The organism is Mycobacterium sp. shizuoka-1 (assembly GCF_002723835.1).
Classification (GTDB): domain Bacteria; phylum Actinomycetota; class Actinomycetes; order Mycobacteriales; family Mycobacteriaceae; genus Mycobacterium.
This window is the reverse complement of record NZ_BEWG01000104.1, coordinates 192,308-203,369: the sequence shown is the minus strand read 5'-3', so window position 1 is coordinate 203,369 and position 11,062 is coordinate 192,308. Positions and strand designations below refer to the sequence as shown.

Below are 11,062 nucleotides of genomic sequence, written 5' to 3'. Positions count from 1 at the left end.
AGACCGATAAAGCGTCACCGAAGTCCTGACACACCAACCGTCACCGATGTCCTGATACACAACTGTCACCGATGTCCTGAGACATCACACGGCTCGAAGTACTCTTCAGGCCAATGGTCGAACATGTGTTCGATGCTACGCCCGCACTACGACAAGAGCGTTCCCGCTGGTCGGCGGTCTGCTGATCAGTCCCGGTGGATCTCCACGCCCCAGAGCACGCGTCGCACGACTGCGCGGAACTCGCGCCGCTGCGGTGCGGGGGCTGGTTCCGGAGTGGGCTCGGGTGTGGGCTCGGGCTCAGGTTCCGGCTCGGCCTCAGCCTCAGGCTCAGGTTCCGGTTCAGCCTCGGGCTCAGGTTCCGGTTCAGCCTCGGGCTCAGCCGCAGCCTCAGGCTCGGGCTCAGCCTCATCGACGTCGCCGGTGGCCGCGGCGTCTTCGGCGTCGTGCTCGCCGGCCACACTGGCGGCCGCGGCGATACCGCCGCCGGTGGCCACGGCCACCAAATCCTCGGCCATCTTCTCGGCAGGCGATTCTTCGAGCGGCTCGGCCTCGGCGTGCTTACCGGCGAGCGCGGCCGGATCCTCCCGGCCCTTGGGCGCCAGCAGGATGTACACGATCGCGCCGATGAACACGAACACCGACGTGAACGAGTTGACCCGGATACCGGCGATGTGTGTGGCGGTGTCGTCGCGCAGCAACTCCACCCAGAACCGGCCCACGCAGTAGGCCGCCACATAACTCGCGAACAGGCGACCGTGGCCCATCTTGAATCGCCGGTCGATGTAGATCAGGAAGACGAAAACCAGGACGTTCCACACCAGCTCGTAGAGGAACGTCGGCTGCACCACCGCGGCGACCTGACCCGTCGACACGCCGTCGAGGGAATGCACGTCGACCATTCCGGACGCATCGCGCCGATAGAAGATCTCCATCCCCCACGGCACCGTCGTCTCGCGGCCGTACAACTCCTGGTTGAAGTAATTGCCCAGCCGACCGATCGCCTGCGCCAGGATGATCCCGGGCGCGATCGCGTCGCCGAAGGCCGGCAGCGGAATCCCCCTGCGCCGGCAGGCGATCCACGCTCCGACACCGCCTAGGGCAACCGCACCCCAGATGCCCAGACCACCGTCCCAGATCCGCAAGGCGGCGCCGAAACCCGCGCCACCCTCACCCCAATAGGTTCTCCAGTCGGTCATCAGGTGGTAGAGCCGGCCGCCGATCAGGCCGAACGGCACCGCCCACAAGGCAATGTCGTAGATGACACCGCGCTCGCCGCCGCGGGCCGCCCAGCGCCGGTCGCCGATCATCAGCGCGGCGATGATTCCGGCGATGATGCACAGCGCATACGCCCGAATTGGGACGGGCCCCAGATGCCACACCCCCTGCGGCGGGCTCGGGAAATAAGCCAAGACGGTTGTCGTCACGAAGCAGGCACCTTCTGTCGCACACCCACAGCAAGCTCTTCGGTCAGCGTCCGCACCGCCGCCAACCCGTCGGTCAGGGCCGACACCAGCGCCGAGCCTACGATCACCCCGTCGGCGAACGCCGCGATCTCGGCGGCCTGCTCACGCGAGCGCACGCCCAGCCCGACACCCACCGGGATGTCGGAGATCTCCCTGATCCGCCGCACCAGTTCCGGGGCGGCGCTGGACACCGCGTCGCGCGCCCCCGTGACACCCATCGTCGAGGCCGCATAGACGAAACCGCGTGAGGCCGTGACCGTCTTGGCCAGCCGTTCCGGGGTCGACGACGGGGCGACCAGGAAAATCCGGTCCAGGTTGTGGGCGTCGGAGGCCGCGATCCACTGATCGGCTTCCTCGGGGATGAGATCCGGGGTGATCATGCCCAATCCCCCTGCCGCGGCGAGATCGCGGGCCCATGCGTCAATTCCGTAGTGCAGCATCAGGTTCCAGTAGGTCATCACCACCGGGGAACCGCCGGCGGCGCTGATCGCCTCGACCGCCCGCAACGTGTCGCGGACCCGGACACCACCCTGCAACGCGGCCTCCGTGGCGGTCGCGATCACCGGACCGTCCATTCCCGGATCGGAATACGGAACGCCGACTTCGATGATGTCGCAACCGGATTCGACCATCGCCACCATGGCGTCGATCGACACGTCGACGGAGGGATAGCCGGTCGGCAGGTAACCGATCAGGGCCGCCCGGCCCTGTTCGTGGCACGCCGCGAAAACCGATCCCAGCCGGCCGGACTGGCTGTGCTGAACCGTCATGAGGCTCCCGGCCCGGGATTGTCGAACAACCCGAACCACCTGGCCGCCGTCTCGACGTCCTTGTCGCCGCGCCCGGACAGGTTGATCAGGATGATCGAACCCGGCCCCAGCTCGGCCGCCAGCTTCACCGCACCCGCCACCGCGTGGGCCGACTCGATCGCCGGGATGATGCCCTCCAACCGGCACAGCAGCCGGAACGCGTCCATCGCCTCGGTGTCGGTGATCGGCCGGTACTCGGTGCGACCGAGATCCTTGAGGAACGCATGCTCGGGTCCGACGCCCGGATAGTCCAGCCCGGCCGAGATCGAGTGCGACTCGATGGTCTGACCGTCCTCGTCCTGGAGCAGATACGAATACGAACCCTGGAAGGCCCCCGGCGTGCCGCCGGTGAACGTTGCTGCGTGCCTTCCGGTTTCGACGCCGTCACCGGCCGCCTCGAAGCCGACCAGGCGCACCGTGGTGTCGTCGATGAACGGGTGGAAGATGCCGATCGCGTTGGAACCGCCACCCACGCACGCGGCCACGGCGTCGGGCAACCGGCCGGCCTGCGCCAGGATCTGTGTCCTGGCCTCCAGCCCGATGATGCGCTGGAAGTCGCGCACCATCGTCGGGAACGGGTGCGGCCCGGCGGCGGTGCCGAAGCAGTAGTAGGTGCGATCGGCGTTGGTGACCCAGTCGCGGAAGGCGTCGTTGATGGCGTCCTTGAGGGTTTTGGAACCGGACTCCACCGACACCACCTCGGCGCCCAACAGCCGCATCCGTGCCACGTTGAGCGCCTGGCGCGCGGTGTCCACCGCACCCATGTAGATCACGCACTCCAGCCCGAGCAGCGCACACGCCGTCGCGGTCGCCACCCCATGCTGGCCGGCGCCGGTCTCGGCGATCACCCGGGTCTTGCCCATCTGCTTGGCCAGCAGGGCTTGCCCCAGCACATTGTTGATCTTGTGCGACCCGGTGTGGTTGAGGTCTTCCCGCTTGAGGAAGATCCGCGCCCCACCCAGGTGCTCGCTGAGCCGCACCGCTTCGTACAGCGGTGACGGGCGCCCGGCGTAATGGGTCTGCAGGTTGTCCAGTCGATCCAGGAATTCCTGATCGGTGCGCGCCTTCTCGTAGGCGGCGGTGACCTCTTCGATGACCGCCATCAGCGCCTCGGGGACGTAGCGTCCGCCGTAGACGCCGAAATGCCCGCGGGCGTCCGGCTCGTGTGAGGTGGGCTCAGCGACGGCCGCGCTGGTGCGCGGCACGTTCGGGGTGGAGGTGTCGGCCACGACTCAGCGAGCGGGTTTGGGGCAGGACGGGTGGGCGCCGGCGGTCACCAGATCGGCGACGGCGCTGCGCGGGTCGCCACTGGTGACCAGGCCCTCCCCGACCAGCACGGCGTCGGCACCGGCACCGGCGTAAGCCAGCAGGTCACCCGTGCCGCGCACACCGGACTCGGCGACCCGGATGATGTCGGACGGCAGCCCTGGCGCGATCCGGGCGAAGCAGTCCCGGTCGACCTCCAGCGTCTTGAGGTCGCGGGCGTTCACGCCGATCACCTTGGCGCCCGCTTGCAGCGCACGATCGGCCTCTTCCTCCGTGTGCACCTCGACCAGCGCGGTCATACCCAATGATTCGGTGCGCTCCAGCAACGATTCCAGGGCCGGCTGTTCCAGCGCCGCGACGATCAGCAGCAGCATGTCCGCACCGTGCGCCCTGGCCTCATGGATCTGGTACGGCCGGACGATGAAGTCCTTGCGCAGCACCGGGATTCGGACACTGGCACGTACGGCGTCAAGGTCGGCGAGCGAACCGTGAAAGCGGCGCTCCTCGGTCAGCACGCTGATCACCCGGGCGCCGCCGCTTTCGTAGGCGCGGGCCAACTCGGCGGGGTCGGCGATGTTGGCGAGCTGGCCGCGAGAGGGGCTGGCGCGCTTCACTTCGGCGATGACGGCGATGCCGGGCGCACGCAATGCGGCCAGCACGTTCAGCGGGGCCGGCGCCGCCTCGGCCGCAGCCTTCACCTCAGCCAGGCTGACGACCGCCTCACGTGCGGCGACGTCTTCGCGGACTCCCTCGATGATCGAGTCGAGCACGGTTGCCGAGCTCATGCCAACCGGATCCCTTCTCGCGCCCTGCCGATCTCGCTTGTTTCCTTGGAAGGGTAGTCGTAGTACGCCGCGCATCCGTCACCGACCCTCGGTGTCGAGGTGTCGCTCGGTGGGATCGACGCCCTCGTCGAGGGCGTCCCACATCCCGCGCTCCGACAGGCCCGGCTCGCCGTCCTCGTCGCGAGCCGCGCGGCGCCGGGCCGCGGGAGCCGCGTATTTGGCGGTGGCGGCCCGCCCGGAGGCCGCCGCACGCATCAGCAGGACGGCGGCGACCAGCGCACACGCCGCCGCGGCGACCGTCAGCCCGGCTCCCAGGTAGTGCCGGTCGCTGGCGACGAGCGTTTGCACCGGGATCTGCGCGAGTTCGGCGCCTCGCGGACCGACGTCCGGAGTGCGAATCAAGCTGACACCGAGGTAGCCCAGCAGCAGCGTCACCACCGCCACCAGCACCGCAACCACCCGCAGGACCCACCCCCGCACCGCCAGCCCGGCGATCGCCGCGGCCAGCAGCAACATCGCCAGTGGCAGCAGGGCGTTGGACCAGTTGGCTCCGGTCAGCGTCACGGTCTTGGGCTGGCCCAGTCCGTCGTACGACGTCACCGACACCCAGACCAGCCGAGAGGCCACCCACAGCAGCACCGCCGAGACGACCAGCAGCAGCTGCCCGATGCGGATCACGGGGCGCCCAGCGTTTCCGCGGCGGCGATCGCGCTCAGCACCGCCTTGGCCTTGTTCGACGCCTCGGTGTACTCGTAGGGGCCGTTGGAGTCGGCCACCACGCCGCCGCCGGCCTGCACGTAGGCGGTGCCCTTGCTCATCAGGGCGGTGCGGATGGCGATCGCGAAGTCGGCGTTGCCGGCGAAATCCAGGTACCCCACCACGCCGCCGTACAGACCACGGCGGGTCTTCTCCACCTCTTCGATGAGTTCCATCGCCCGCACCTTCGGCGCGCCGGTCAGGGTGCCGGCCGGGAAGCACGCCGTGACCGCATCCAGGGCCGTGCGGCCTTCGGCGAGCAGGCCTGTGACCGTGGACACCAGATGCATGACATGGCTGTAGCGCTCGATGTGGCTGTAGTCCTCCACCCGCACGGTGCCCGGCACGCACACCCGGCCCAGATCGTTGCGGCCGAGGTCGACCAGCATCAGATGTTCGGCACGTTCCTTCTCGTCGGCCAGCAGCTCCTTCTCCAGCAGCTGGTCCTCCTCCTCGGTCTGACCGCGCCACCGGGTTCCGGCGATCGGGTGGGTGGTGGCCCACCCGTCCTTGACCGTGACCAACGCCTCCGGGCTGGAGCCGACGATCGAAAAGGCCGTTCGCCCAGCTTCATCCGGAATGTGCATCAGGTACATGTACGGACTGGGATTGGTCACCCGCAGCATCCGGTAGACATCGATCGGGTCGACCGCGGTGTCCATCTCGAAACGCTGCGAGGGCACCACCTGGAAGGCCTCGCCGGCCTCGATCTCCTTGACCAACCGCTCCACGATCGCGCTGTACTCCTCGGAGGTGCGCTGGGAGCGGTGTTGGGGCACCGGGCGGGAGAAGCTGGCCACGCTCGACGACAACGGCTGGTTCAGCGCATCGGTCATCACGTCGAGCCGGGCGACCGCGTCGTCGTAGGCCCAGTCGACGCGCTCGTCGGTCCCGTTCCAGTTCACCGCGTTGGCGATCAGGGTGATGGTGCCCTCGTGATGGTCGACGGCGGCCAGATCGGTGGCCAACAGCAGCAGCATGTCCGGCAGCCCGAGATCGTCAACCGCCAACGCGGGCAGCCGCTCGAGACGGCGGACGAAGTCGTAGGCAAAGAACCCGACCATGCCGCCCGACAGCGGCGGTACCCCGGCGAGCGGCCCGGTGGACAGCAGCGACATCGTCTGATGCAGCGCCTGCAGCGGATCACCTCCGGTGGGGGCGTCCTGCGGGGTGGTACCGAGCCAGACGGCCTGGCCGTCGCGCACCGTCAGCGCCGACGGCGCCCCCGCGCCGATGAAGGACCAGCGCGACCACGACCGGCCGTTCTCGGCGGACTCCAGCAGAAACGTTCCGGGCCGGTTGGCGGCCAGTTTCCGGTACGCCGACAACGGTGTCTCGCTGTCGGCGAGCACCTTGCGGGTCACCGGCACCACGCGGTGTTCGGCGGCCAGCGCACGGAACTCCTCACGTGTGGTGGTGGCGAGGTTGGATTGCACGGCTACATCCTCCCAGACCCGCCGGGCCGATTTGACCGGCGTAGCCTGCACCCATGAAACGTGGAGACCGTGTCGCGGACTTCGAGCTGCCAGACCAGACCGGCACCGTGCGTTCGCTGACTGAGCTGCTGGCCGATGGGCCGATCGTGCTGTTCTTCTATCCCGCCGCCATGACGCCCGGTTGCACCAAGGAAGCCTGTCATTTCCGCGACCTCGGCGCCGAGTTCGCGGCGCTTGGCGCCAGCCGGGTGGGCATCAGCACCGACGCCGTGGAGAAGCAGGCGCGGTTCGCCGACTCGCAGAGCTTCGATTACCCGCTGCTGTCGGACGCCGACGGCGCCATCGCCACTCAGTTCGGGGTCAAGCGGGGCCTGCTGGGCAAGCTCATCCCGGTCAAACGCACGACGTTCGTGATCGACACCGACCGCACGGTGCTCGACGTCATCTCCAGCGAGGTCAACATGGACGCCCATGCCGACAAGGCGCTGGAGGTGCTGCGCCAGCGGCAGAAGGCCTGACGGCGCGGATCGTGGAATCTGTTCTCCAACTTTCCGATGTGACGTTCCGCCGCAACGGCAAGCAGATCATCGACGGGATCTCGCTGACGGTTCGCCGCGGCGAGCACTGGGCGCTGCTAGGCCCCAACGGGGCGGGCAAGAGCACCCTGCTCGGGTTCTGCGCCGCGGTCACGTTCCCCACCACGGGCAGCGTCGAGATCCTCGGCAACCGGATGGGGCGCACCGACCTCGCGGCGCTTCGGCGATCGATCGGACACGTCAATCCACGCCATCGCCTTCAGCATCCGCTGACCGTCCGCGAGGTGGTGCGCACCGGGATCACGGCCACCATGGACCTGCCGATGCGCTGGACGCCGAGCCCGGAGCAGGCCGAGCACGCCGACGCGATGATCGCCGCGGTCGGGATGACCCGCAAGGCCGACGACGTATGGCCCACGCTGTCCCAGGGTGAGCGCGGGCGGTCTCTCATTGCCCGGGCGCTGGTCTCGGAGCCCGAGCTGCTGTTGCTCGACGAGCCGACGACCGGGCTCGACGTCGCCGCGCGCGAGCAACTGCTGGAGACCATCGACAGCCTCGATCAGACCCACCCCGACGTCGCGTCGATCCTGGTGACCCATCACCTGGAAGAACTGCCGACCACCACCACGCATGCCCTGCTGATCGCCGACGGCCGCACCGTCGCCAGTGGCCCGGCGCGGCAGACGATCTCGACCGACAACGTCACCGCAGCGTTCTCACACCCGATCGTGGTCGGCTACGACGAGGGCCGCTGGACCGCTCGCGCCAAAGCCACCGCGATCGACCTCTAGCGCCCGCTGGTAGTTCGCCACCGCCGTCAGCCGCGGGTAGAGGATCGCCGGACCCAGCCACCGAGCAAGGAAACGGCGCAGTTCGACTCCCTCGCGTCGAGGCTGCCCGGGATCGGTCAGGAGCGACTGCACGGTGCGCAGCGTCATTTCGACGAGCTCGCGCAGCGCAGCGCTGTCGAACCCGTGCAGCTCCCAGTCCACGTCGTAGCGCTGGAAGACCGAAAGACAGAAGGTGACCGCCGTGTCGGAGGTCAGGGACGTGACGGTCAGCAGGTTCTCCAGCTGTGGGTCACCGGCCAGGTTGTCGATGCCGAACGACACGCTTTCCACCACTGCGGTGACAGGATCGGTGAGTCCGCTGACATGCTGGACGACCTGATCGAGAAACCCGTTGACCGCCCGCATCGAGCTGGCCATCAGCAGCGCATCGGCATTGGGGAAATAGCGGTACACCGTCTGGCGGGTGACGCCCAGCCGGCGCGCGACATCGGCGACCCGGAGCGCCGCACCGTGTTCGGACACCACGTCATCGACCGCGTCCAGGACCCGGGCGATCGCCTCCTCGTCCGACGCCGGTGTGGCACCCGCCCAGCCTCGGCTACGCATCGGCGGCAACCAGGCTTTCGCTGGTGAACTCGATGGGAAGTGTTGTCGGACCGGTCATTCCCAGGACCGACTTCCACGGCGCCGGACCTGCCCGGTGGACGGCGGGGAGTCGGCGGGTGAGAACCACCAGGGCTTCGGCCAATTCCCGGCGGGCCAGATTCGCCCCCAGGCAGTAATGCGCGCCGCCGCCGAACGTCAGGATCGCGGGTACGTCCCCCCGGGTGATGTCGAAGCGGTCGGCATCGTCGTAGATCGCCGGATCACGGTTGGCGGCAAAGGTGTTCACGAGGACGAAGGTCCCGGCCGGAAAGAGGTAGCCGCCGAACTCCGCGTCCTCGACGGCTGCGCGCGGCACGATGCAGGCTGCAGGCGAATGCCGCATGCTCTCCTCGACCGCCTGCATCGCGAGTTCTGGATGGTTGCGCAGCGTCGTCCACTGATCCGGGTGCTCGCAGAGCACCTGCACCGATGCCGCCAGCTGGTTTCGCGTGGTGTCGGTGCCCGCCATCAAGAAGCCGGCGACCAGACTGCGGAGTTCCTCGAGATCGAGCCGGTCACCGTCGCTCTCGGCCCGAATGAGCTCCGAGAGCAGGTCGTCGGTGAGGTTGCCGCGGCGGGCGGCGACCATATCGTCCACGTAGGCGTCGAGTTCGCCCCACGCGCGCATGATCGCGGACTCGTCGAAGTTGACATCCGGCTGGAAGTTGAAGGCCTTGAAGATCTCCTCGGTCCAGTCCGAGAACAGCTGCCAGTCCTCGCGCGGTGCCCCGATCAGCGCGCAGATGATCGGTGTGGGATAGCGCCGTGCGATGTCTGGCACGACATCGCAACGCCCGGCATCGGTCACTCGATCGACGAGCTCGTTCATCACCTCGTGGATGGTGTCCGACAAGCGCGACGTCGCTCGCGGGGTGAAGGCCTTGGCGACCAGTTTGCGCAGCCGGACATGGGGCGCGCCCTCCAGTCCGAGCAGGCTGTTCACCAATTTGTCGTACAGCGGGCCGGACGTGATGCCCTGGGCCGCCAGCGTGATACCGGGGGGAAGACGGAATCGATTGTCGCGCAGCATCTCCCGGGCCAGCTCGTAAGACAGGATCTCAGGCCCGAGTGGGCCGATGGCGATGGCCGAACGCGATTGCGCGCTGCGAAGATCAGCGAAGATGTCGCTCGGGGTGGCGTCGAGGCCGTAGTTGATCGTGGGTAGCCCGCTGTCGAACACGTTGGGCGCGGCACTGGCGGTCATCGATGTCTCACCTCTCCCTGGCGTCCGACACCGGCGTTCGGACACTTACCATGAGAGTGTATGACCACTGGCAAGGCCGGTCAACGTCGCTGCAGTGTCCTCCGCATAGTTCCAGCAGGCCAACGCACTGTGGTCATACATTTTAGGGAATTATGTCGCCTGCTCCGCGCGGTATTCGGCCAACGTGTAACGCTGGCCTGCTGCGCGTCGACGTTCGGATTCCTCGAACACCGTCTGCAGCAACGTTTGGTCGTACCCCGATGTGCGGGCGACCTCCCGATAGAGCGCATTGTCCATCGCGTATACGCCGGGTATGGCTTCCCGGAGGTGCTTACGGTAGATGCCCTCGAACGGGTCTACCCCAGAGCGGCGGCGATTCTCGGCCTCCTCTTGTAAACGTTGGCGGGCCGCTCCTTCGGTCGATGCGATGACTGACCATTCAGTGCCAGGATAGGATGCGCGCCAACCTGTTTCGAACTGCTCGATTGCGGGGCGGACGCGGAATGCCCACTGGTTCAGGTCCGGCTGTTCGGGTCCGGTCATGTCGCCACCGTCCTCATCAATCATGGAAACACCCCGGACTCGTCGACGTCGGTGTTGTAGATGTCCGTAGTCCCGTCTGGGTATGCCACCAGGCACTCGAATTCCCATGGCATGCCTTTGGCGTGCTCAATACAGATGACATTGATGCGCTGGGGAAGATCGGGCCGGAAGCCGACTAACGATACGAGCGGCGCAACAGCAGCCTCTTCCGGCGGCGACTCGTCGAAATGAAAGTTGGACAAGGCAGCCGCGGCGGCCTTGATCTTGGCCGCGATGTCGTTGTCAGCTGCTCTGAGGGCATCAGCCCGATGGGCGATTGTCGCAGCGTATTGCCGCGCCTCGCTGATGCGCGACACACGCCGGGTTAGGTCGGTAACCGACAGATCGTCGTTCACGGCGAACCCCGCGTCGCGCGCAGCGCTCACCGCCTCCACGGCTTCCGATTTGAGGGAACCGATCTGGTCAGCGCCACGGCCGGCGATAGCGGCAGCCTCGCGGAGCGCGTCGGAGAGCCCGCGAACGAGGACCAGGTCGGACAGGGCACGTTCTCGCGCGGTCTCCGCGGCCTGCCCGTCCCAGACGGTTCCGCCCGGCGAGATAGTCCCTTGTTGAACATCGGCAAAAGCCGCCTCCCACAGCTCGGCGGTCAACGCCCAGCCGGTGGCTGCGACGCGGAGGTGTTCGGTATCCCAGCCGACGATCCGCGACAGACCCGGCAGTCGTGCCTCACCACCCGCGATCATCGGCATGTCCGCCTACCCGACCAGGGCGCCGATGTATGAGTTCGGCTGTTGTCGGCTATCCGGGCCTGGAGGTGGCGCCACAGAC

At 67.6% G+C, this 11,062-nt stretch carries 12 protein-coding genes; 2 read left to right on the top strand and 10 right to left on the bottom strand.

Annotated features, from left to right (window positions below; genetic code table 11):
- Window positions 1-185 precede the first annotated feature (185 nt).
- The 6 genes from lgt to MSZK_RS26455 form a co-directional block, all read right to left on the bottom strand.
- A complete protein-coding gene (gene lgt / locus MSZK_RS26480; protein ID WP_099251499.1) occupies window positions 186-1,424 on the bottom strand; it encodes a prolipoprotein diacylglyceryl transferase in 1,239 nt (412 codons plus the stop codon).
- Window positions 1,421-2,233, bottom strand: a complete 813-nt coding sequence (gene trpA, locus MSZK_RS26475; protein ID WP_099251498.1) for a tryptophan synthase subunit alpha — start codon at window positions 2,231-2,233, stop codon at window positions 1,421-1,423. Before trpA ends, lgt begins: the two co-directional genes overlap by 4 nt.
- On the bottom strand, window positions 2,230-3,501 hold the full coding sequence (gene trpB, locus MSZK_RS26470) for a tryptophan synthase subunit beta (protein WP_099251497.1): 1,272 nt from the start codon (window positions 3,499-3,501) through the stop codon (window positions 2,230-2,232). The genes trpA and trpB overlap by 4 nt, the downstream gene beginning before the upstream one ends.
- A 3-nt stretch (window positions 3,502-3,504) precedes the next feature.
- The gene (gene trpC / locus MSZK_RS26465) at window positions 3,505-4,323 is read right to left on the bottom strand and encodes an indole-3-glycerol phosphate synthase TrpC (protein WP_099251496.1); all 819 of its coding nucleotides are present in this window, start codon (window positions 4,321-4,323) and stop codon (window positions 3,505-3,507) included.
- A gap of 78 nt (window positions 4,324-4,401) precedes the next feature.
- Window positions 4,402-5,001 carry a TIGR02234 family membrane protein gene (locus MSZK_RS26460; RefSeq protein ID WP_099251495.1) on the bottom strand — a complete coding sequence of 200 codons (600 nt, stop codon included), beginning with the start codon at window positions 4,999-5,001 and terminating at the stop codon, window positions 4,402-4,404.
- Window positions 4,998-6,515 (bottom strand): anthranilate synthase component I, encoded by a 1,518-nt coding sequence (locus tag MSZK_RS26455; protein WP_099251494.1) that lies wholly within the window; start codon window positions 6,513-6,515, stop codon window positions 4,998-5,000. The genes MSZK_RS26460 and MSZK_RS26455 overlap by 4 nt, the downstream gene beginning before the upstream one ends.
- A 53-nt stretch (window positions 6,516-6,568) precedes the next feature.
- Here MSZK_RS26455 and MSZK_RS26450 point away from each other — a divergent pair, with 53 nt between their 5' ends.
- Window positions 6,569-7,033 (top strand): peroxiredoxin, encoded by a 465-nt coding sequence (locus MSZK_RS26450; protein WP_099251493.1) that lies wholly within the window; start codon window positions 6,569-6,571, stop codon window positions 7,031-7,033.
- An 11-nt stretch (window positions 7,034-7,044) separates the two neighbouring features.
- Window positions 7,045-7,842, top strand: coding sequence for an ABC transporter ATP-binding protein (locus MSZK_RS26445; RefSeq protein WP_099251492.1), 798 nt, complete (start codon window positions 7,045-7,047; stop codon window positions 7,840-7,842).
- Here MSZK_RS26445 and MSZK_RS26440 read toward each other — a convergent pair.
- The 4 genes from MSZK_RS26440 to MSZK_RS26425 form a co-directional block, all read right to left on the bottom strand.
- Window positions 7,768-8,448 (bottom strand): TetR/AcrR family transcriptional regulator, encoded by a 681-nt coding sequence (locus MSZK_RS26440; RefSeq protein ID WP_099251491.1) that lies wholly within the window; start codon window positions 8,446-8,448, stop codon window positions 7,768-7,770. The two genes, MSZK_RS26445 and MSZK_RS26440, sit on opposite strands and share 75 nt — an antisense overlap.
- The gene (locus MSZK_RS26435; protein WP_099251490.1) at window positions 8,441-9,691 is read right to left on the bottom strand and encodes a cytochrome P450; all 1,251 of its coding nucleotides are present in this window, start codon (window positions 9,689-9,691) and stop codon (window positions 8,441-8,443) included. The genes MSZK_RS26440 and MSZK_RS26435 overlap by 8 nt, the downstream gene beginning before the upstream one ends.
- Before the next feature lie 150 nt (window positions 9,692-9,841).
- Window positions 9,842-10,258, bottom strand: a complete 417-nt coding sequence (locus tag MSZK_RS26430; protein WP_233211520.1) for a hypothetical protein — start codon at window positions 10,256-10,258, stop codon at window positions 9,842-9,844.
- Window positions 10,255-10,983 carry a hypothetical protein gene (locus MSZK_RS26425; protein ID WP_099251489.1) on the bottom strand — a complete coding sequence of 243 codons (729 nt, stop codon included), beginning with the start codon at window positions 10,981-10,983 and terminating at the stop codon, window positions 10,255-10,257. Before MSZK_RS26425 ends, MSZK_RS26430 begins: the two co-directional genes overlap by 4 nt.
- Between the last annotated feature and the right edge of the window lie 79 nt (window positions 10,984-11,062).

Coding starts and splice junctions, on each gene's coding strand:
- MSZK_RS26425 (WP_099251489.1), bottom strand. CDS start 10,983: ATGCCGATGATCGCGGGTGGTGAGGCACGACTGCCGGGTCTGTCGCGG.
- MSZK_RS26450 (WP_099251493.1), top strand. CDS start 6,569: ATGAAACGTGGAGACCGTGTCGCGGACTTCGAGCTGCCAGACCAGACC.
- MSZK_RS26440 (WP_099251491.1), bottom strand. CDS start 8,448: ATGCGTAGCCGAGGCTGGGCGGGTGCCACACCGGCGTCGGACGAGGAG.
- trpA (WP_099251498.1), bottom strand. CDS start 2,233: ATGACGGTTCAGCACAGCCAGTCCGGCCGGCTGGGATCGGTTTTCGCG.
- MSZK_RS26435 (WP_099251490.1), bottom strand. CDS start 9,691: ATGACCGCCAGTGCCGCGCCCAACGTGTTCGACAGCGGGCTACCCACG.
- trpC (WP_099251496.1), bottom strand. CDS start 4,323: ATGAGCTCGGCAACCGTGCTCGACTCGATCATCGAGGGAGTCCGCGAA.
- MSZK_RS26430 (WP_233211520.1), bottom strand. CDS start 10,258: ATGATTGATGAGGACGGTGGCGACATGACCGGACCCGAACAGCCGGAC.